This window comes from Selenomonas sp. FOBRC9 (genome assembly GCF_000287655.1).
Taxonomy (GTDB): Bacteria; Bacillota; Negativicutes; order Selenomonadales; family Selenomonadaceae; genus Centipeda; species Centipeda artemidis.
This window is the reverse complement of the sequence record NZ_ALJR01000044.1, coordinates 20,529-40,342: the sequence shown is the minus strand read 5'-3', so window position 1 is coordinate 40,342 and position 19,814 is coordinate 20,529. Positions and strand designations below refer to the sequence as shown.

Annotated in this window: 20 protein-coding genes; 9 read left to right on the top strand and 11 right to left on the bottom strand. The window is 56.0% G+C overall.

What is annotated here, in order from left to right; translation table 11 throughout:
- Positions 1-40 precede the first annotated feature (40 nt).
- A complete protein-coding gene (gene gyrA / locus HMPREF1147_RS10265; protein WP_009658873.1) occupies positions 41-2,488 on the bottom strand; it encodes a DNA gyrase subunit A in 2,448 nt (815 codons plus the stop codon).
- Positions 2,489-2,635: 147 nt separating this feature from the next.
- Between gyrA and HMPREF1147_RS10260 the strand changes: the two genes are divergently transcribed.
- Both HMPREF1147_RS10260 and citC read left to right on the top strand, forming a co-directional pair.
- Positions 2,636-4,189: an RNA-binding domain-containing protein gene (locus HMPREF1147_RS10260; RefSeq protein ID WP_037351495.1), complete on the top strand. Its 1,554-nt coding sequence runs from the start codon at positions 2,636-2,638 to the stop codon at positions 4,187-4,189.
- 117 nt (positions 4,190-4,306) lie between these two features.
- On the top strand, positions 4,307-5,353 hold the full coding sequence (gene citC / locus HMPREF1147_RS10255; protein ID WP_009658835.1) for a [citrate (pro-3S)-lyase] ligase: 1,047 nt from the start codon (positions 4,307-4,309) through the stop codon (positions 5,351-5,353).
- Here the strand turns inward: citC and HMPREF1147_RS10250 are convergent.
- From HMPREF1147_RS10250 to HMPREF1147_RS10235, 4 genes are all read right to left on the bottom strand, one after another.
- Positions 5,347-5,925 (bottom strand): hypothetical protein, encoded by a 579-nt coding sequence (locus tag HMPREF1147_RS10250; RefSeq protein WP_009658777.1) that lies wholly within the window; start codon positions 5,923-5,925, stop codon positions 5,347-5,349. The two genes, citC and HMPREF1147_RS10250, sit on opposite strands and share 7 nt — an antisense overlap.
- 435 nt (positions 5,926-6,360) lie before the next feature.
- Positions 6,361-6,840 (bottom strand): dCMP deaminase family protein, encoded by a 480-nt coding sequence (locus HMPREF1147_RS10245; RefSeq protein ID WP_009350842.1) that lies wholly within the window; start codon positions 6,838-6,840, stop codon positions 6,361-6,363.
- Between the two features lie 21 nt (positions 6,841-6,861).
- Positions 6,862-7,539, bottom strand: coding sequence for an MgtC/SapB family protein (locus tag HMPREF1147_RS10240; protein WP_009350843.1), 678 nt, complete (start codon positions 7,537-7,539; stop codon positions 6,862-6,864).
- A 257-nt stretch (positions 7,540-7,796) separates the two neighbouring features.
- Positions 7,797-8,300 (bottom strand): CYTH domain-containing protein, encoded by a 504-nt coding sequence (locus tag HMPREF1147_RS10235; RefSeq protein ID WP_009658840.1) that lies wholly within the window; start codon positions 8,298-8,300, stop codon positions 7,797-7,799.
- Positions 8,301-8,444: 144 nt separating this feature from the next.
- Between HMPREF1147_RS10235 and HMPREF1147_RS10230 the strand changes: the two genes are divergently transcribed.
- From HMPREF1147_RS10230 to HMPREF1147_RS10220, 3 genes are all read left to right on the top strand, one after another.
- On the top strand, positions 8,445-9,797 hold the full coding sequence (locus tag HMPREF1147_RS10230; protein ID WP_009658845.1) for an LCP family protein: 1,353 nt from the start codon (positions 8,445-8,447) through the stop codon (positions 9,795-9,797).
- A 29-nt stretch (positions 9,798-9,826) separates the two neighbouring features.
- The gene (locus HMPREF1147_RS10225) at positions 9,827-11,068 is read left to right on the top strand and encodes an NADP-dependent malic enzyme (protein WP_009350846.1); all 1,242 of its coding nucleotides are present in this window, start codon (positions 9,827-9,829) and stop codon (positions 11,066-11,068) included.
- A 239-nt stretch (positions 11,069-11,307) separates the two neighbouring features.
- Complete coding sequence (locus HMPREF1147_RS10220) at positions 11,308-11,661, top strand: helix-turn-helix domain-containing protein (RefSeq protein ID WP_009437992.1); 354 nt, start codon at positions 11,308-11,310, stop codon at positions 11,659-11,661.
- On the opposite strand, the gene HMPREF1147_RS10215 is transcribed toward HMPREF1147_RS10220, so the two are convergent.
- The gene (locus tag HMPREF1147_RS10215) at positions 11,656-12,210 is read right to left on the bottom strand and encodes an NAD(P)H-dependent oxidoreductase (RefSeq protein WP_009658798.1); all 555 of its coding nucleotides are present in this window, start codon (positions 12,208-12,210) and stop codon (positions 11,656-11,658) included. The genes HMPREF1147_RS10220 and HMPREF1147_RS10215 overlap by 6 nt on opposite strands.
- Before the next feature lie 351 nt (positions 12,211-12,561).
- On the opposite strand from HMPREF1147_RS10215, the gene HMPREF1147_RS10210 reads away from it, so the two are divergent.
- Both HMPREF1147_RS10210 and HMPREF1147_RS10205 read left to right on the top strand, forming a co-directional pair.
- Positions 12,562-12,843, top strand: a complete 282-nt coding sequence (locus tag HMPREF1147_RS10210; RefSeq protein WP_009437968.1) for a type II toxin-antitoxin system RelB/DinJ family antitoxin — start codon at positions 12,562-12,564, stop codon at positions 12,841-12,843.
- Positions 12,836-13,114 carry a type II toxin-antitoxin system YafQ family toxin gene (locus HMPREF1147_RS10205; protein WP_009437976.1) on the top strand — a complete coding sequence of 93 codons (279 nt, stop codon included), beginning with the start codon at positions 12,836-12,838 and terminating at the stop codon, positions 13,112-13,114. Before HMPREF1147_RS10210 ends, HMPREF1147_RS10205 begins: the two co-directional genes overlap by 8 nt.
- 61 nt (positions 13,115-13,175) lie before the next feature.
- On the opposite strand, the gene jag is transcribed toward HMPREF1147_RS10205, so the two are convergent.
- The 5 genes from jag to rpmH form a co-directional block, all read right to left on the bottom strand.
- Positions 13,176-14,168 carry an RNA-binding cell elongation regulator Jag/EloR gene (gene jag / locus HMPREF1147_RS10200; protein ID WP_009658865.1) on the bottom strand — a complete coding sequence of 331 codons (993 nt, stop codon included), beginning with the start codon at positions 14,166-14,168 and terminating at the stop codon, positions 13,176-13,178.
- A 1-nt stretch (position 14,169) separates the two neighbouring features.
- On the bottom strand, positions 14,170-14,847 hold the full coding sequence (locus HMPREF1147_RS10195; protein WP_009658782.1) for a YidC/Oxa1 family membrane protein insertase: 678 nt from the start codon (positions 14,845-14,847) through the stop codon (positions 14,170-14,172).
- 533 nt (positions 14,848-15,380) lie between these two features.
- Complete coding sequence (gene yidD, locus HMPREF1147_RS10190) at positions 15,381-15,599, bottom strand: membrane protein insertion efficiency factor YidD (protein WP_009658776.1); 219 nt, start codon at positions 15,597-15,599, stop codon at positions 15,381-15,383.
- On the bottom strand, positions 15,596-15,988 hold the full coding sequence (gene rnpA, locus HMPREF1147_RS10185) for a ribonuclease P protein component (protein WP_009658885.1): 393 nt from the start codon (positions 15,986-15,988) through the stop codon (positions 15,596-15,598). Before rnpA ends, yidD begins: the two co-directional genes overlap by 4 nt.
- A gap of 84 nt (positions 15,989-16,072) precedes the next feature.
- The gene (rpmH, locus tag HMPREF1147_RS11775; protein WP_009350867.1) at positions 16,073-16,207 is read right to left on the bottom strand and encodes a 50S ribosomal protein L34; all 135 of its coding nucleotides are present in this window, start codon (positions 16,205-16,207) and stop codon (positions 16,073-16,075) included.
- Between the two features lie 430 nt (positions 16,208-16,637).
- Here rpmH and dnaA point away from each other — a divergent pair, with 430 nt between their 5' ends.
- Entirely contained in the window at positions 16,638-18,101 is a 1,464-nt protein-coding gene (dnaA, locus tag HMPREF1147_RS10180; RefSeq protein WP_009658882.1) for a chromosomal replication initiator protein DnaA, read from the top strand.
- A 559-nt stretch (positions 18,102-18,660) separates the two neighbouring features.
- Positions 18,661-19,803: a DNA polymerase III subunit beta gene (dnaN, locus tag HMPREF1147_RS10175; RefSeq protein WP_009658851.1), complete on the top strand. Its 1,143-nt coding sequence runs from the start codon at positions 18,661-18,663 to the stop codon at positions 19,801-19,803.
- Positions 19,804-19,814 lie beyond the last annotated feature (11 nt).

Below are 19,814 nucleotides of genomic sequence, written 5' to 3'. Positions count from 1 at the left end.
GTGCATCGGCTCCGTTTTCTATGCGGTTTTTGATATTTTCTTATTCCATCGGCGGATCGACGGTCATGTTCATGGTTGCCATGGAGGCGACGCGGTCGTTCTCGGCGATGGTCATGAGCTTGACGCCCTGCGTGTTGCGGCTGATGAGGGAGATCTCGTCGACGGTCGTGCGGATGACGATGCCCTCGGTCGTAATCAGCATCAGCTCTTGACTGCCGCGGACGACGCGGATGCCGACGACGGAACCCGTTTTCTCCGTGACCTTCATATTGATGAGCCCTTTGCCGCCGCGCGTCTGCGTGCGGTACTCGTCCGCCGCGGTGCGCTTGCCGTAGCCGCCCTCGGTGACGGTGAGCACCTCGGAGCCGCTCTTTAGGATGTCCATGGCGACGACCTCGTCTCCGTCGGAGAGGGTGATGCCGCGCACGCCGCGCGCGATGCGTCCCATGGAGCGCACGCCGTCCTCGGGGAAGGTGATCGCCTTGCCGTGGCGCGTGCCGAGCATGATGCGGTTCTCGCCGTCCGTGAACTTCACGCCGATGAGTTCGTCGTCCTCGTCGAGATTGACGGCGCGCAGTCCGCTCTTACGGATATTCGCAAATTCGGCGAGCGGGGTCTTTTTCACGACGCCCTTGCGCGTGCCAAGGAAGAGGAACCGGTCGGGCTTGAACTCGCGTACCTGAATGACGGCGGTGATGCGCTCGTCCGCTTCGACGGCGAGCAGGTTGACGATGGCAGTGCCCTTCGCCGCGCGTCCGCTCTCGGGGATTTCATATGCCTTCAGCACAAAGGCGCGTCCGCGGTTCGTAAAGAAGAGGATCTCGTGATGCGTGGTCGTGATGAGGAGGTCGCTCACGATGTCCGTTTCCTTCGTCCCCATGCCCTTCACCCCGACACCGCCGCGCCGCTGGCGGCGGTAGGTGTCGAGCGGGATGCGCTTGATGTAGTTGCTCATGGTGAGGGTGACGACGACGTCCTCCTCGGCGATGAGGTCTTTGATGTCCATCTCGCTCGCGTCGAAGGTGATCTCCGTGCGGCGCTCGTCGCCGTACTTGTCGCGCACCTCGATGAGCTCGTTTTTGATGATGGCGAGGACTTTGCTGCGGTCGGCAAGGATGCTCTTGAACTCTTCGATCGCGGCGAGCACCTCTTGATACTCCTGCTCGATCTTCTCGCGCTCAAGTCCTGTGAGACGCTGGAGACGCAGATCGAGGATCGCCTGCGCCTGTTTCTCGGTGAGCTTGAATCCCTCCATGAGCGCGGTGCGCGCGATGTCGGCGGTGCGGCTCTCGCGGATGGTGGTGATCACGGCGTCAAGGTGGTCGAGCGCGATGGTCAGTCCTTCGAGGATATGGGCGCGCGCTTCCGCCTTTGCGAGCTCGTACTGGGTGCGCCGCGTGATGACGGTCTCTTGGTGACTAATATAATGCCCAAGGACTGACCGCAAATTCATGATGACGGGCTGTCCGTCAACGAGCGCGAGCATGATGACGCCGAAGCTGTCTTGGAGCTGCGTGTGTTTATAAAGTTGGTTGAGGATGACGTTCGGCGCGCTGTCGCGGCGCAGCTCGATGACGATTCGCATCCCGCTGCGGTCGGATTCGTCGCGGAGATCCGTGATGCCGTCGATCTGCTTGTCGCGGACGAGCTCGGCGATTTTCTCAATGAGACGCGCCTTGTTGACCTGATACGGGAGCTCCGTGACGATGATGCGCGGCTTGCCGTTCGACATGGTCTCGATGTGGGCGCGCGCGCGCATCTTGATGACGCCGCGTCCCGTGGTATATGCTTTGCGGATCTCCTCCGTGCCGAGGATGAGTCCTGCCGTCGGGAAGTCGGGGCCTTTGATGACGCCCATGAGCTCCTCGACAGTCGTGTCGGGGTTGTCGATGAGCATGAGCGTGCCGTTGATGACCTCGGTCATGTTGTGCGGCGGGATGTTCGTCGCCATGCCGACCGCGATGCCCGCCGTGCCGTTGACAAGGAGCTGCGGGAACTTTGCCGGCAGGACGGTCGGTTCTTTCTCCGAGCCGTCGTAGTTGTCCGTGAAATCGACCGTTTCCTTATCGATGTCGCGCAGCATCAGCTCCGCGATCTTCGACATGCGCACCTCGGTGTAGCGCATCGCCGCGGCGGAGTCGCCGTCGACCGAGCCGAAGTTGCCGTGTCCGTCGGCGAGCATGTAGCGCATGGAGAAATCCTGCGCCATGCGCACGATGGCGTCGTAAACGGAGCTGTCGCCGTGCGGGTGATATTTACCGAGCACTTCACCGACGATACGCGCCGATTTTTTGTACGGCTTCGTGCTCGTCATGCCGGAGCCCTGCATCGCGTAGAGGATGCGGCGGTGCACCGGCTTTAGCCCGTCGCGTACGTCCGGCAGCGCGCGCGCCACGATGACGCTCATCGCGTAGTCGATGTAGGAGTTCTTCATCTCGTGCTCGAGATTGACCGGGACGACGCGGCCCTCTCCAAAATTCAAATCCAAAATGTCACCTCTTCGTGTTCGTCTCATAAAAATCCACGGTCATTATAGCATTTTCGCGGGGAAAAGTCTACGCACGAGGCGGAGTCTGCGTGAAAGCATGGCGAAACGCACGGATTTATGATAGAATTATCCTATACAATGTTTTCAATGCACGATAAGGTGGTTGTTGCAGTGGATCGGATGCCGCAGGAACTCATGGAGCTCGTACGCGGCGGTGAAAGCGTCACCGTCGAGTTTAAGAAGTCGCAGACGGACATCACGAAGGATGTGTATGAGACCGTGTGCGCTTTTTCCAATCGCAACGGCGGGCATATATTTCTTGGTGTAAATGATCACGGCAAGATCGTCGGAATTGCGCCGGATCACATTGACCGGATGAAGAGGGACTTTGTGACATCCATCAACAACGAAAATAAAATGTACCCGCCGCTCTATCTCGCGCCGATGGAATACGAAGCGGAGGGAAAACGTCTCCTCTACATCCGCGTGCCGAGCGCGCAGGAGGTCTGCCGATGCCGCGGGCGGATTTTTGATCGGAATCACGACGCCGACATTGACATCACGCATCATTCGGACGAGGTGTTTCGGCTCTATGCGCGGAAAAGCGGCAGCTACTATGTGAATAAAATCTTCCCGGTCTTTGGCGTCAGGGATCTCCGCGCGGATCTGCTCGATCGTGCACGCAGGATGACGCGCATACGCACGAACAATCATCCATGGATGAGCATGACGGACGAAGAGATCATCCGCAGTGCGGGTCTCATGCTCACAGAGCATCACACGGGGCGCGAAGGCATCACGCTCGCCGCCATCCTGCTGTTCGGCACGGATCAACTGATCATGTCCGTCCTGCCGCAGTACAAAACGGATGCGCTGTTCCGCGTGTTCAATACCGACCGCTACGATGACCGCGACGTTGTGACGACCAACCTGCTCGAAAGTTACGATCGCCTGCTGGCATTCGGGCAAAAACATCTGAGCGATACGTTCCACCTGGAGGGCGTGCAAAGTGTCAGTGCGCGGGATCATATTTTGCGCGAAGTAGTATCCAATTTGCTCGCGCATCGGGATTTTTCGAGCGCCTACGTCGCAAAACTCATAATCGAGAAGGAGCGCATGTTCACGGAGAATGCAAACCTTTCGCACGGTTACGGCACCCTGAATCCCGCGGCTTTTGAGCCGTTTCCGAAGAATCCGCCGATCTCAAAAGTGTTTCGTGAGATCGGGCTTGCCGACGAGCTCGGCTCCGGGATGCGAAACACCTATAAATATACGGAAATGTACTCCGGCGGCGCGCCGCAGTTCGTCGAGGGAGACGTGTTCCGGATCAGCATCCCGCTGCCCGAAGCCGCAACTACTATGGTGGGGGCGGTCGGGGATGATACGGATAGAGGGGATATAAATGGGGGTATAACCGGGAATGATACGGATCATGGGGGTATAAATGGGGGTATAAATGGGGGTATAAATGGGGGTATAAACGACACCGGCACTATAAATGATACTATAAAACTATCCGCAGCAGAAAAAAATGTCTTGCTTGAACTCCAAAAGAATCCAAGAATAACAGGAAAAGAGCTATGCGTTGTCCTTGGTATCGGAAAAAATACAGTCACCCGCGTTACAAAAAGACTAAAAGAACACGGGCTGATTGAGAGGATCGGTGCGCGAAAGACCGGCTCTTGGAAGGTCAACCTATAACCCGCGCGGGCGATGCCTTGCAGCATCTGAGATCCACATGACGCCCCGCGCCGTCCGGCATATTCCCTTGTATCACACAATCTATGGCTATAAAATTTGAACTGAAAGGCGGTCACTATGTCTAACATCATCCATATCGCCCCGGACGACACGGCGGGGATAAGTGCCGTGCGCGCCCTCTTAGAGCACGAGGGGCTGCGGCTCGACGCGCATGTGGACTACACCTGCGCGATCCGCGATGCGGACGGCACATTCATTGCGACGGGGAGCTGTGCGGGGAATACACTGCGCTGTTTTGCGGTCGTCACCGAACACCGCGGCGAGGGGATGCTGCGCCGTTTGCTCGATCACCTCATGGGCGTACAGGCGGCGCGCGGGAACGGGAACGTCTTTCTCTATACGAAACCGACGACCGCACCGTATTTTAAGCAGCTCGGATTCTACGAGGTCGCACGCGTGCCGAACCGCGTGGTCTTTATGGAGAATCGCCCCGACGGCTTTTCCGGAATGCTTGCCAAATGGAAGGCGGAGACGCCCGCAGGCACATATGAAAACATCGGCGCGGTCGTGCTCAACGCGAACCCGTTCACACTCGGGCACCAATATCTCATCGAATACGCCGCCGCGCGCAGTGGTCTCCTGCACGTCTTTATCGTCAGCGAGGACGTGAGCTTTTTCCCCGGCGCCGTGCGCGAGCGGCTCGTGCGGGCGGGCACGGCGCATCTGCCGAATGTCGTCTGCCACGCGAGCGGTCCCTACATCGTCAGTCAGGCGACGTTCCCGAGCTATTTTCAAAAGGATGAGGACGAGGCGATCCGCGGACATGCGGCGCTCGACCTCGTCGTCTTTACAGAGATTGCCGCCGCGCTCGGCATCACGCGCCGCTTCGTCGGTGCGGAGCAGGCGAGTCACGTCACGAGCCTCTACAACGACAGTATGCACCGCCTCCTCCCGCAGGCGGGCATCACCTGCGAGATCATCCCGCGCAAGGAGCACGCGGGCGCGCCCATCAGCGCATCGAGCGTCCGCACCTGCATCCGCGAGGGACGCATGAAAGAGCTTGCCGATCTCGTCCCCGCGCCGACGCTTGCCTATCTGACGTCCGAGGAGAGCGCCGATGTACGCCGTGCAATCCGGCGCGCCGAGAACGTCATACATTATTGACCGCCCCAAAATAACAGAACACTGCATGAAAAAGCTGCCGCATGACAAATACGGCAGCTTTTCTCGTCTATAAATATTATGCTGCGCCGCGGAAAAACCAGTTCGAAAGAACGGGCGTCCCTCCTAAATAATAGAATAGCCCCCATATGCCCCAGAAAACGGCGACGCTCACCCCTGCCCGCGCTTTTCCATACCGTCAAAAAATATCGCAGAAGCAGCAGCGCGACCAGTTGAATCACGATGTACGACACCACGAGAATCGTAATCTCAAACAGCCGATCTTCCAGAAACTCCGGCTCCACCAAAAGGAGCGCCGCGCCGTACAGGAGGAAAAACCCGCCCCCGGCAGCGAGACAGAGCCGTCTCCACGGGATTTCCTTGACAATAGGAACAAACGGAACGATCACCAAAATCGCGGGAACGGCGACCCCGACGCCGTATGCGCCGCCCTTGCCGCACGCAATCAGCGTATAGACAGCGAGAAATATCAAATCAAAGGCAAAATAAAACGACACCGCCATGTAAACGGCCAGTGAAATACAGCGCATCCGATCCGAAGTATCTCGATCCATTTCCTTTCCTCTATGGACGCAGCACATCGGGTTGGAACTCTGCGCCCCCGCAGGATTCGACGAATAATGACGCTAGGCACAAAAATCCCACCTCTCATCACCGCAGCCTAAGTGACGCGGAAGTTTGGATACACGGCTAGGAATGAGGAGAATGCAAGTGACGGTGCCTTCTTATGAACCCGCAGCAATCCACGCCGCCCCCGTAGGGGCACGGCACTGCCGTGCCCTCAAGCTCGCTATGGCGGCGTAACGTACTGCTGCATAAACTGACGACGCTAGGCACGAAAATCCCGCCTCTCAATACCGCAACTTAAGTGACGCGGAAGTTTGGATGCAGAACAAGGAACAAGAAAAATACAAGCGAAGGCGTAGTTAAAGACCTACGTCGAGCGCAGTATTTTTCACAGTGACACAGTTATGCGCCAAAATCCCGCGTCACGTCTCCACCGGCGTGAACGACACCGGCACCTCCGTCAAATCCGTCTCCATCCGCCGGCACACAACGCCCGCAGAGGCGAGCATCCGCTTCGATGCCTTCGTGCTGTCGGTGGCGGCGTATTTATCGGAGAGATAGACGACCTCGCGGATGCCGCTCTGGATGATGGCTTTGCAGCACTCGTTGCACGGAAAAAGAGAGACGTAGATGCGGCAACCCTTGAGCGATGTGCTCGCGTTGAGGATGGCGTTGAGCTCAGCGTGGACGACGTAGGGATATTTTTGATCGGCGAACTCACCCGTCCGCCCCCACGGGTACTCGCTGTCATCGCACCCGTTCGGCATCCCGTTGTAGCCGACGCCGACAATGTGCTTATCCTCGTTGACGATGCACGCGCCGACCTGCGTGTGCGGGTCTTTGCTCCGATAGGCGGAGAAAATCGCGATGCCCATAAAATACTCGTCCCATGTGATGATCATTGTACTTCCTCTTTTCCACAATCAAGCCACGTCCACGCGGAGCACCCCGTCCACCTGCCGCAGCGCATCCACAATAAAGGCGGGTTTGATGTTCTCCGTGTTAAAAACCTCAAAGCTGACGTAAATGCGCCGCTCTCCCGCCTGCGGCGCCTCGTCCTCGTCCGTATGCACCTTCACCCCGCGCGAGCGCAGATGCAGATCCTCGATGCATGCACTGATGCGCATGATCTGTCCCGGGCGGTCGACCGTGTGCACCGAGAGCGAGAGCAGGCGGTCGCTGTCCACCCACGCATCGAGCCGCGAGAGATTGCCGAGGACGAGGAACACGATGAGCGTCGTCACCGTCGCGCTGAAGTAAAATCCCGCGCCGACCGCGAGTCCAACGCCTGCCACAACCCAAAGGCACGCCGCCGTCGTCAGCCCCGTGACGGTCAGCCCCTCCTTCATAATCGCGCCCGCCCCGAGGAAGCCGATACCGCTGACGACCTGCGCCGCGAGCCGCGCGGGATCGGCGTTCGTCTTGCCCTCGACGTTGTCGTAGAGCGCCTCGGACATGATCATGATGAGACACGAGCCGAGCGAGACGAGCATGTTCGTTCTGAGACCCGCCGATTTGTGCCGCATCTGCCGCTCGTAGCCGATGATGCCGCCCATGATGCACGAGAGCACGAGCCGCAGACAGATTTCCCATTCTTGCATATGTAAAAATACCTTTCCGATGAGAGCAAAACATAAAATTAACACATTGTCATAAGTTATCCCCAGCTGTGTAAAAGTCTGTGGATAAATTTGTGTAAAAGCCCGAAAATGCCTTTATCCACATATCTTTGCACAGTGTGGATAAAAAATCCGAACGATGCTCCGATTTCTGTGGATAATGTGGATAAAGCAGTGGATAACCCTATATATAGAATCTGAAAAGTATCTGAATCCTATATTTTGTAGGGAGCCTCATCTCACTTATCCACAGACCGGAGTGGATGAACACCGCGTTCCTCCGCTGTCCACAGTATGTAGGGATGCGCGATCAGCGACGAATTGTAGTAACGTTTTTCCCCCGTAACTTCTCTTGTTATCCACTGAGGGAGGTCGATTTTTTCCTGCTCATCGCCGAGCTCCACCTCGGCAACGCAGAGCCCTGCGTTCGCCCCGTGAAAGATGTCGACCTCCCACAGATGCCCCGCGTGCGGGATCCGGCAGCGCGTTTTCTCTACAAGAGGCGCATCGCAGAGCGCGAGTAATTCCCGCGCGTCGGCGGCGGGGATCTCATACTCGAACTCCGCACGCGCGGCACCGACGTTTTTCCCCTTTATCGTCAGATAAGCACGCTCTCCCGCGATGCGCACCCGCACCGTCCGTGCGGGATCGCGCGAGAGATACCCCTGCGCGATCGGCGTTCCGGCAGCATCCGGATGAAAATCCTCCCGCACAAGAAATTTTCGCTCGATTTCAACCCCCATGAGAACCGCGTCCCTTCTATGAATACTTGATGAAATAGGTTGCATAATGGCGCCGTTTGCTATATATTATTGTGATACCAAGGGAATATTATATAGTAGTATAATCTAGAATGACGTGAAAGTGCAAGGAGAACAGTTAAACCATTGAGCAAATTACCACCTCCGCTCCGACCGACAAGACCAAAGAAACGTATCTGGCCGTTTGTCGTCCTCGGTACGATCTTCATCTTTGTCCTTGCGGCGATCGCGGGCGTGTTCTTCGCCGAGAGCAGTCTGCTCGACAAGCGCAGTGACACGCAGCAAAAAGAAGAGCTCCTGACCGCCAAGGACAAGGCGACCATCATGATCATGGGCGTCGACGAGCGCGCGGACGACGTGGGACGCAGCGACACGCTCATGGTCGCGACCATCGACCCGGCGAAAAAGGAGACGGCGCTCCTCTCCATCCCGCGCGACACACGCGTCGCCATCCCGCGCAACGGCTACGATAAAATCAACGCCGCCTATGCCTACGGCGGCGAGAAGCTCACACAGCGCACGGTCGAGGATTTCCTCGGCATCCGCATCGACCATTATGTCATCATCAACACGCACGCCTTTCAAAAGATTGTCGACGCCATCGGCGGCATCGACATCAACGTGGAAAAGCGCATGTACTATGAAGACCCGTGGGACGATGACGGCGGTCTCATCATCGACCTGCGCCCCGGGATGCAGCACATGGACGGCAAAACCGCCGTCACCTACGTGCGCTACCGCGACGAGGAGGGGGACATCGGGCGTGTCCGGCGTCAGCAAAAGTTTATGAAGGCGTGCGTCGACGCCATCACCACACCCGCCATCCTCCCGCGTCTGCCGGGCATTATCAGCAGCGTCATCGACAGCGTAAAGACCGATCTCTCCCTGCGCCAGCTCCTCGAGTTCGCGGGGACACTGCGCGAATCCCAGGCGCACGGTCTGCGCACCGAGATGGTTCCCGGGCGCCCGATGTATATCGACGAGGTGAGCTACTGGATTCCGAACATGTCGGAGCTCCGCCGCTCCATGGCGAGCAACCTCGGCATCGTCCTCAGCTCCGCCGAGCGCAGCCGCATGGAACGCGCCGTGCGCGAGTACGAGGAATCCATCCCGGCGGGCGCCACCGAACTCCCGGCAGGCGACACCTCCGTCGGGCGCGCCGTCAGTGCCGACGAGGCGCGCGGAGAAAAGAACGGCAAAAAGGATGCGGAGGACAAAGACGCCAAGAGCGGCGGCAAATCCTCCAAATCCCGAACGCCGGGCAGTTCCTCCGCCGCATCGGGAAAGGACGGAGACACATCGTCCTCCTCCCGCACGCGTGGAAGCACCGGCGGCAGCACATCGACAGAGTCAGCGGACACCGGGCGCCATGCCTCCTCGCGCGAGAACGGCAGCGGCACCGACGTGCGCAGCTCTTCCGGCGGAGCGCAAAGCAACGCCCCCACACGGGGCACTCCCGGCACCGGGAAACAAGAGTAATTTAGGAGAAAGAAAGGAAGTCCATCACCATGGCAAGCAAATTTGATGCAGAAGCACTCGACCTCCACAAGAGCCACCACGGCAAACTCGCCGTCACCCCGACCGTCCCGCTGACCTCGCGCGACGATCTCAGCCGCGCCTACACACCGGGTGTCGCGGCGCCGTGCCTTGCGATCAAGGACGACCCCGAGAGCATCTACGACTACACGACGAAGGGCAACATGGTCGCCGTCGTCACCAACGGCACCGCCGTCCTCGGGCTCGGCAACATCGGCGCAGGCGCAGGACTCCCCGTCATGGAGGGCAAATCCATCCTCTTTAAGGGATTCGCCGGCGTCGACTCCGTCCCCGTCTGTGTGAACAGCCCCAAGGTCGAGGACGTCGTAAAGGTCTGCCAGCTGATCGCCCCGACTTACGGCGGCATCAACCTCGAGGACATCAAGGCGCCCCAGTGCTTTGACATCGAAAACGAGCTGAAGAAGACCCTCGACATCCCCGTGTTCCACGACGACCAGCACGGCACCGCCATTGTCGTCGTCTCCGCGCTGCTCAACGCGTACAAGTACCTCGGGCGCGACCTGCGCACCGCGCGGATCGTCATCAACGGCGCAGGCGCTGCAGGACAGGCGATCGCGCGTCTCCTCTTTGCATACGGCGCAACCACCGTCGTCCTCTGCGACACCACGGGTGCGATCTACGAGGGACGCCCCGAGAACATGAACCCGTACAAGGAGAGCATTGCAAAGGTCTCCAACCTCCAGAAGGAGCGCGGCACACTCGCCGAGGTCGTGAAGGGCAAGGACATCTTCATCGGCGTCTCCGCCCCCGGCAGTCTCACGCAGGAGATGATCAAGACCATGAGCCCGGAGCCCGTCGTCATGGCGATGGCAAACCCCGTCCCCGAGATCCTGCCCGACGAGGCAAAGGAAGCGGGCGCGCGCATCGTCTGCACGGGTCGTTCCGACTTCCCGAACCAGGTCAACAACCTCCTCGCATTCCCCGGCATCTTCCGCGGCGCCCTTGACGTCCGTGCCAAGGAGATCAACGAGGAGATGAAGATCGCCGCCGCCGGTGCCATCGCGTCCCTCATCCCCGAGAGCGAGCTCAACGAGACCAACATCATCGCGAGCCCGCTCGACCCGCGCGTCGCCCCGACTGTCGCCGCCGCCGTCGCAAAGGCAGCACTCGAGACGGGTGTCGCACGCAAGACAGACATCACACCGGAGGATGTGGCAAGGCATACGCGGGAGCTGTTAGGACAGAAAGTGTAAGGCGTGAGCCGCGATCTTTGCGCACAGCGTTGTCATATCGGTGAACGCTTCGCTAGGAGTAGCTTTTTACTACGCCGTCGCTCGCGTTCACCTCATTCCTAGCCGTGCATCAAAGTTTACGGCTCACTCACTGTACGGTGTGGCGTGACGCGGGATTTTCGCTTTTCACTTGGCTATACAAAAAAGGACACGATGAAACGTGTCCTTTTTCTATCGGTAATGATTACGGGAGAGATTTTATGAAGGAAGCAAGCTGTATCCCACAGGGAACAGAAATCGAACGTACCGGATTTCACTATACACTGTCGCTGATCGGCGGTAAATATAAAATGGCTGTGCTCTACCTGCTCGCAGAACACGACGCCCTGCGGCACAACGAGCTGCACCGCCGCATTACGGGCATATCGTTCAAGACCCTCGCCTCCGTACTGCGCGCACTCGCCCGTGACGGACTCGTTGCGCGGACGGAATACCCGCAGATTCCTCCCAAAGTAGAGTATGCGCTCACACAGCGCGGACGCTCGCTGATCCCCATCCTCTACATGATGTGCGATTGGGGGGAGCGCCACCGCAATATGCGCAAAACCCTATGACAACGCTGCCGCAAAGCGGGCATATTCCTGCGCGCTCGCCTCAACCTCCCACGCAGGCGAGCTGTAATCTTCGCCTGGCACATCTTCGGCACCGTAGAAGACAAAGAACGGTCGGTAATCCGCGCGGCAGTAGATGCGCAGCATCGTTTCAAACGGTGCGAGGAGTTCCGCGAGCGTATAGTGATAGCGGCCGCCGCGGTCATAATCCTCCGCGCGGATGCCGGTACTGACAGCAAGAGCGATTTTGCGCCCCGCGAGCTTGTCCCCGCCGTTTCTCCCATAGGCCCATCCGTGTGTCAGCACCGTATCAAACCTTGCTTTGAGGATCGGCGGACAGGAAAACCAATAAAACGGGAACTGAAAGATCAAGCTGCCGTGCGTCTCAACCAAATGCTGCTCGCGTGCCGCATCAATGCAGCCGTCCGGATAGACGTCCGCAAGCACATGAATCGTATATTGATCAGGATACTTTTGCAGCTCACTGAGCCAGCGTTTATTGATCACAGAGTCTTTCAGCGCGGGATGCGCCGCAATAACGAGTGTTTTCATCAAAGCGCCTCACTTTCTTCTCGAAGAAAGTATAGCGCTGTCGCACCGCGGTGACAAGAACGCACCTTTGCGCACAGTACTTACCTCGGAGAAAGTATTCGACATGATGCGGCACAAAACAAAGATATGTTTTCAAAAAATTAACATCTCATTGCAGGAAAACCACATCCGCTTAACGAAATCAAATACAACAAAAAATGACGATTTCGATATTATTTCTGATAAAATCCGGATGATCCTTCGCTTGTTTCAGGCACGGGAAAAGGAGATATAAACCGAAGATATTCATCGCTACAGTTGTATTGCGGTTCTATCACAAACGTGATACAATCGAAAAAGGGAGATGATACTATGCCAAAGACAGAGACACTGCATATCCGTGTGACACCTGACCTGAAAGAGGATGTGGAAACGACCCTGCGTCCATTGGGGCTGTCCACGGGTGAAGCGGTGACGATTTTCCTGCATCAGGTTCTCCTGCATCGCGGACTGCCGTTCCCGGTGCAGACACCGCATTACAATGCACGGACGCTAGCCGCTATGGAAGAGGCGCGCGACATCGCGGAGGGGCGCATCCCTGCGAAATCCTATCGCTCGGCAGAGGAGTTCATCGAGGATATTCTTCATGCTTGAAATCAAGCTCACTGGGCAATTCAAAAAAGACTTAAAGCGTATAGAAAAACGCCGCTATGATTTATCGTTACTGACCAATGTTGTCAATGCGTTGGCACGCGGTGAAAAATTAGCGTCGCGGTATCGTGATCACGCATTGACGGGGAATTTTAAGGGCTATCGTGAATGTCATATCGCTCCGGATTGGCTGCTCATTTACTTCATCAGGAACAACCAACTCGTCCTTACACTGTCGCGCACGGGGACACATGCCGACCTGCTCAATATATGACAATATAAAAGGACAACCCATGCGGATTGTCCTTTTTTGATGGCACCGATTCTTAAAGATGTTATTCAAACGATGCATCTTCATATCCGCCGCGGTTATAGCGGCGGCGTTTGGGAACGATGACGACGTAGCGGCGAGGATTCTCGCCGGCGCTGTAGGTGGTAACGCGGCGATTGTCCTGGAGCGCCATGTGGATGATCTTGCGTTCGTGTCGGCTCATGGGTTCGAGACGGATCTCTTCGCCGATGCGGCATGCCTTGTCCGCGAGATGTCCCGCGAGGCGCGTGAGGGTCTCTTCGCGGCGCGCACGGTAGTCCTCGACATCGAGGATGATGCGGGTATAGCCGCTGCCGGGATTCTTGTTGACAACGAGATTGGTAAGGTACTGGAGGGAGTCAAGCGTCTGTCCGTGCTTGCCGATCAGGATGCCGAGGTTGTCTCCCTGCATGTTGTAGACGAGTCCGATAGGTGTTTCGCTGGGGATGAGGGTGACGGTGAGTCCCATAGCGGCAAATATTTCGCTGAGGAATCCTTCGGCGCGGGCGCGCATCTCGGGCGATGCAGGGATGAGCGGCAGTTCGCCCTCTCTCTTGGCACGTTCTTCGTACCGCGGGCGGTCATAGGAGGGGCGATCCTCCTGATGGCGTCGTGCAGAGCGTTCGCTGTTGTCGCGGTCATAACGGCTGCGCCGCTCGGGACGTTCCGTGCGCTCAGGATGCACGGCGGATGTATGGCTGCCTTGCTCCGGTTTTGGAGCGCGGGCAGTGCTGCGAAGGTCGGTATGGAAACGTTTCTGTGGACGCGGGAATTCGTCTGCCGCTGCGGTGACGGTGGGGGCGGGAATATTGCTCGTTTCGCTGCGCTGCACAGGGATGACCGGGCGCGTCGTGACGCGGATGTGCGCCTCGCGCTTGCCCCAGAGTCCGAGGAATCCGCTCGAGGGTTCCTGTATGATTTCATAGGTGACTTCGCTGCGTCCGCAGCCGAGCTTGTCGAGGGCGGCGGCAAGTGCGTCTTCTACGGTTTTTCCTGTGCTTTCTACGATTTCTGCCATGTTATGCTGCCTCCTTGGGGGCGGTTTTTTCGTCGCCCCGGTACATCCACCACTGCTGCGCGATTTGGACGATGTTCATGGTGACCCAGTAGAGGACGAGTCCTGCGGGGAAGTTCAGACTGATCCAGCCGATGAAGAGCGGCATGACGGTCATCATGATTTTCATCTGCGGATTCATCTCGGTGCTCGTCATTTTCTGCTGGAGGAATGTGGTCAATGCGGAGAGGACGGGCAGGATGTAAAGGGGATCCGGCGCGGATAGGTGCGGGATCCAGAGGAACGCTTCGGCGGCTTCGCTCGGGTAGGCGAAGTTAAAGAGTGCGTAGTACATGCCCATGAGGATCGGCATCTGGACGAGGAGAGGTAGACAGCCGGCGAGCGGGTTGACGCCTGCCTGGCGGAAGAGTTCGCCGGTCTTTTGCTGGAGCATCCGCGGGTCGTTTTTATACTTTTCCTGGATTTTTTTCATCTTCGGCTGGATTTCCTGCATCGCCTTCATGGATTTGACCTGCTTGACGGTAAGTGGGTAGGTGACCAGTTTGATGAGGATGGTGAGCAGAATGATGGGGAAGCCGTAGCTCTCGAGTCCGGCGGCGCCGGTAACGGTGTAAAATGCGCTGAGGATCATCTGAAGCAAGTGGATGATCGGCGCGAACAGGCTGCTGAAAAATTCGATCAAGGATTGTTCCTCCTCTATGCGCGCGGTTTTTGTTGCGCATATGCAATACTGTGAATATTCTGCGGTTTTATTTGTTTTTGAAACTATGGGGTATGATTTTTGGATTCGAGATGAATTGTATCTTTAGTTCGCGGGCACATTCTTGTCGCTGCGCAAACGGCATGCGATGCGAAAAACATTAGGGCAGCGCAGGGTTGACGCGCGGCTCAGGGTATCTTTCTCACCGCGTTACAAACGGCACGCACAATCGGAACATAGTGTGAGACGTGCGCCATATTAAAGAATACGATCCCCATTTCACCGGCTGATGATTATACGATGCTCCGTCATAGCGGACAGGAGGGCGCGTATCACGTGCAGGTTTTTCCCACGATGTAATGACGCCAAAATCCCGCGTCACGTTTCACACCGTATAGCAAGTGAGGCGTCAGCTTTGATGCACAGCTAGGAATAACGAGAATGCGAGCGACGGCGTAGTAAAAAAGCTACTCCTAGCGAAGCATTCGAAGTTATGACAACGCTGTGCGCAAAGATCACGTCTCACGCCTTACGGGATCGTAGCCGCCCTCATGCCACGGATGACACCTGAGTATCCTCCGCACCGCCATCCATCCGCCGCGCCGCGCGCCGTACCGCTCGATCGCCTCCATCGCGTACGCGGAGCAGGTGGGTTGATACCTGCACATGGGCGGGAGGAACGGCGAGATGCAGCTGCGGTAAAACCGGATGGCAACGAGAAGAACCCGCTTCATGGATGCCCCTCCCGGCACGGCGCATGTCCCGCAGGAATGAGAATCTTTGCACGGCGCGCGAGTTTCTTCAAATCTGCAGCGGCATCCTGCATTTTATGGTCGGCAAGCCCTGCGCGTCCGATGAGCAGGATGCCGACATCGGGGCGCAGTTCATACTGCATGAGGCGGTATGCTTCGCGCATAAGGCGCTTTGTGCGGCTGCGCACGGGTGCAGATCCCAATTTTTTCCCCGCAGCAAAGCCGACTTTGCCCGCAACGCGCGCATCACGCAGGATATAGAGGATTATATACCGCCCCGGGAAGGCGGTTCCTTTATGATAGACGTTTTGAAAATCGCTGCGCCGCTTGATCATCTGCGCGCGCAAGAGCGTATATCTCTGCTTGTTCATGATTCATAAAAAAGAGGTCACCCGCGGTGACCTCCTGCTTTCAGTCCGGCGCCGTCTCGCGTGATTCGATCGGTGCCAAACACATTACGCCGAGAGTTTCTTTCTTCCGCGCCGACGCCTTCTCTGTAGTACGAGGCGGCCGCCTTTCGTTTTCATGCGCTCACGGAATCCATGTGTCTTTTTTCTCCAACGGTTATTCGGCTGATACGTTCTCTTCACCTCATCGTCACCTCCTTTACCGCTACATTGATTGCAGCTTTTCAAATCTATGATTTCACTTCGGTCATTATAGACGAAGAAAAGCCGCGCTGTCAAGGCGCGCGGGGCGTATTTTGTTATGTTTTTTTCGTCAAAGAGTCAAAAGCCAATATTGATAAGTCCATTACTTTTTGCTAAAATATTCCTGTCAAAGTGCGTGGGGTCTATTTTTGTGTGCTTTTTGTCAAACGAGCCGAAACTGCTATTGATAAGCTTGTTATTTTTGCTGAAATATCCCCACTCCATTGTTGAAAACCTGTGCAAAAATCGTGCATAATTTTTCACATACTTGCATTTTCTTATAGTTCGCACCGATGAACTTATCAACAACTGTGAATAATCCTGTTGATAAACAGGTACCAAAAAAATTTTTTTGAAGGGATTCGATTGCATGTCGGAAGAAAAGCATCCCCAAATTACCGCTCTATGGCGGCAGATTTTAGAAAAGACGGACGGTATTCTGCCGCAGGAAGCAGTGACGAAGTGGCTTCCGCGGATCGTTCCCATCACGCAAAACGGCAGCGAGCTGGTACTTGCCGTGCCGGATGCATTTACAAAACAGTTCATCGAACAGCGCTATCTCGTTCTGCTCAGCGACGCGGCACATGCCGCGCTCGATGCCGCCTACACGTTCCGCCTCGTTGTGGATCCCTCCACAGCACCGAAATCCCCTGCACCACGGGAACATGCGAGCAGTTCTTTGGACGGTGCGGGCACGACGACAGATGAGATTGCTTCCTACGGCAGTTCTTCGCCTGCACAGGGCGCACTCCCGCTCACGCCGCCCACGCCGGATGCCGGAACTTCTCACGCAGCGGCGCCGGACGATGCAACAACGCTGAATCCGAAATATACCTTTGATGCATTCGTCACAGGACGATCAAATCAGTTTTCCTATGCCATGGCAAAATCCGTCGCAGAGGCACCGGGACTGCCTTCCAACAATCCGCTCTTCATTTACGGCGGTGTGGGGCTCGGCAAAACACATTTGATGCACGCGGTCGGTCATAAGATCCTCGCAGATCATCCCGATAAGCGCGTGCTCTATATCGCCAGCATGGATTTCACGAACGAATTCATCAGTGCCATCGGCAAAAAAAATACGGATGAGTTCCGTGAAAAATATTATGCTATTGACGTATTGCTCATTGACGATATTCAATTCTTCTCCGGACAGCTGCAAACACAGGCGGAGTTTTTCCAAATGTTCAACAAGCTGCGCGACAGCGGGCGCCAGATCATTATGACCTGCGATCGTCAGCCGCAGGAAGTCAAGGGACTTGAGGATCGTCTCATATCGCGGTTTTCCGGCGGCGTTGTCGTGGATATTCAGCCTCCGGAGTTCGAAACACGCATGGCAATTCTTCAAAAAAAGGCACAGTCGGAGGAAATCGACATTCCCGGCGATGTGATGACCTATATCGCGAGCCGCGTGGACAGCAATATCCGTGAACTCGAAGGCGCGCTCACGCGTCTCATCAAATACGCATCAACCATGCGCCTGCCGATCGACGAGTCGACATGCGTGGCGGCGCTCGGAAATTATCTGCGCGGAGAGACGGGGCGGCGGATCACAATGGAAGTCATTGAGAGCATGGTCTGCACCCATTTCAAGATAAAGAGCGAAGATATCCGCTCAACCAAGCGCAGCAACGATATTGCATTTCCGCGGCAGGTGGCGATGTATCTCTGCCATGAGCTGACGGATGTATCGTGGCCGACGATCGGCGGATTCTTTAACCGTGATCATTCGACGGTGATCCACGCACATAAAAAGATTCAAAGCCTTGTGAGCGAAGATGCGGCGACGGATGCGCTGATAAAGAGTTTGACCGTCCAGATCCGCGGCATTTAGACGTGGCGCGGGATTTTTGCGCATCGCTGTGTCATGCATTCGGACACTGCGGTTGACGTAGGTTTCATACTACGCCTGCCCTTGTGTCCTCCGCATTCCTTGCGCTGCATCAAAACTTCCGCACCACTTACGTTACGGTTCTGCTTCCTCATATTTGCCTCAATTCCTAGCTATGCATCCAAGCTGACACATCTCTTATTTTTTCGGTATAACACGGGTTTTTTGTGCATCGCTGTGTCATGCATTTGGACATTGAGGTTGACAACGGTAATCTAAGACCAATCTCCCTGTGCATATCTATGTGAATTTTCCCCCTCATATCATGTGGACGTACTGTGCATAACTCAACATCTGCTGCCGATCTGTCTAAACTGTGGATAACCGCACAATTATTCTCCACAATTTTTCCACAATCAAGATCAAGCAATTACGATACACACAACCACATTTCAACAAATCCACAGCCCCTACTACTACGGCTACTATATTTATTTTATACAAGTGACCATAGAAAAACGGCACGCCCTTCGGCGCGCTTCCTCCGCAGAAAGGACACCATATGAACATCACGCTCGGCAAAAGCGACCTCCTCACCGCTCTTCAAATTGTCAGCAAAGGACTCTCGACAAAGCCGCAAACACCCATCCTCTCAGGAATCTATCTCTCTGCAAAGGACGGTCAGCTTGAACTTCAGTCTACAAACTACGAGATCGGATTCATCCTTACCATCCCCGCAGAAGTCAAAACGCCGGGCGCAGCAATTCTTCCCGGCAAATATCTCACCGAGTTCACACGAAAGCTTCCGGCCGACGAGGTATCTATCGACTGTATCAGCGAAGACGGTCTTGGCGTAATCACATCAGGAAACGCACGCTTTACACTGCGCCAAATGGAAGTCGATGACTTCCCAAAATTACAGCGTATGGACGGAACACTGCGGTTCACTATCAAAGACCGTGTACTTGCACATCTTGTCAAGAAGTCTGCATTTGCCTGCATGAAGGAAGAACAGCGCGACCGCCGTCCCGTATTTACCGGCTGTCAGCTCGAAGTCGAGGGAAGAGAAATCACGCTTGCGGCGACGAACGTACATCGTCTTGCTGTAAAAAGTGAGCACATCGAATCGGATGCAGGGCAGATTCGCGTCGTCATTCCTGCGAAATTCCTTGAAGAAGTAACGCGCACCATCACGAGTGAAGTTCCGACGGACATCGAGATTGTCTGCTCCTACAACCAAATCAGCATGTCGGCAGAGGGCATCTATATGACCTCACGACTCATTGAGGGCAGTTTCCCCGATTATCACCGCGTCATTCCAAGAGACGAAAACATCCGTACAAAGGTCACGATGAATGCCGGAGATTTTGCCGCTGCTGTTGAGCGCGCATCACTTATATCGCGCACGGATCAATATAACATTGTGAAACTTGAATTTGAGGATAACCTTCTTCATATCACATCGAACAGCCCCGATGTTGGACGTGCCGAGGAGACCATTGAAGCCGAAGTTGAAGGCGATCCTGCGGTCATCGCATTCAACGCCTCCTATCTGCTTGACGCGATGAAATCGCTCGACAGCGATATCTGTATCCTCTCTTTGCAGGCACCAAACGAGCAGGGGCAGAACCTCTCGCCGATCACCATTCGTGAGGAGGCGGATAAGGATTATATATACGTTGTAACGCCTGTAAGAACACGATGAGGATACATTGA

What these genes read in the sequence shown, in the direction of transcription:
- citC (WP_009658835.1), top strand. Translation starts at nt 4,307, where the DNA reads ATGTCTAACATCATCCATATCGCCCCGGACGACACGGCGGGGATAAGT.
- dnaN (WP_009658851.1), top strand. Translation starts at nt 18,661, where the DNA reads ATGAACATCACGCTCGGCAAAAGCGACCTCCTCACCGCTCTTCAAATT.
- HMPREF1147_RS10210 (WP_009437968.1), top strand. Translation starts at nt 12,562, where the DNA reads ATGCCAAAGACAGAGACACTGCATATCCGTGTGACACCTGACCTGAAA.
- HMPREF1147_RS10250 (WP_009658777.1), bottom strand. Translation starts at nt 5,925, where the DNA reads ATGGATCGAGATACTTCGGATCGGATGCGCTGTATTTCACTGGCCGTT.
- dnaA (WP_009658882.1), top strand. Translation starts at nt 16,638, where the DNA reads ATGTCGGAAGAAAAGCATCCCCAAATTACCGCTCTATGGCGGCAGATT.
- HMPREF1147_RS10220 (WP_009437992.1), top strand. Translation starts at nt 11,308, where the DNA reads ATGAAGGAAGCAAGCTGTATCCCACAGGGAACAGAAATCGAACGTACC.
- HMPREF1147_RS10215 (WP_009658798.1), bottom strand. Translation starts at nt 12,210, where the DNA reads ATGAAAACACTCGTTATTGCGGCGCATCCCGCGCTGAAAGACTCTGTG.
- HMPREF1147_RS10240 (WP_009350843.1), bottom strand. Translation starts at nt 7,539, where the DNA reads ATGCAAGAATGGGAAATCTGTCTGCGGCTCGTGCTCTCGTGCATCATG.
- HMPREF1147_RS10225 (WP_009350846.1), top strand. Translation starts at nt 9,827, where the DNA reads ATGGCAAGCAAATTTGATGCAGAAGCACTCGACCTCCACAAGAGCCAC.
- HMPREF1147_RS10205 (WP_009437976.1), top strand. Translation starts at nt 12,836, where the DNA reads ATGCTTGAAATCAAGCTCACTGGGCAATTCAAAAAAGACTTAAAGCGT.
- jag (WP_009658865.1), bottom strand. Translation starts at nt 14,168, where the DNA reads ATGGCAGAAATCGTAGAAAGCACAGGAAAAACCGTAGAAGACGCACTT.
- yidD (WP_009658776.1), bottom strand. Translation starts at nt 15,599, where the DNA reads ATGAAGCGGGTTCTTCTCGTTGCCATCCGGTTTTACCGCAGCTGCATC.
- HMPREF1147_RS10260 (WP_037351495.1), top strand. Translation starts at nt 2,636, where the DNA reads ATGCACGATAAGGTGGTTGTTGCAGTGGATCGGATGCCGCAGGAACTC.
- rnpA (WP_009658885.1), bottom strand. Translation starts at nt 15,988, where the DNA reads ATGAACAAGCAGAGATATACGCTCTTGCGCGCGCAGATGATCAAGCGG.
- HMPREF1147_RS10245 (WP_009350842.1), bottom strand. Translation starts at nt 6,840, where the DNA reads ATGATCATCACATGGGACGAGTATTTTATGGGCATCGCGATTTTCTCC.
- HMPREF1147_RS10235 (WP_009658840.1), bottom strand. Translation starts at nt 8,300, where the DNA reads ATGGGGGTTGAAATCGAGCGAAAATTTCTTGTGCGGGAGGATTTTCAT.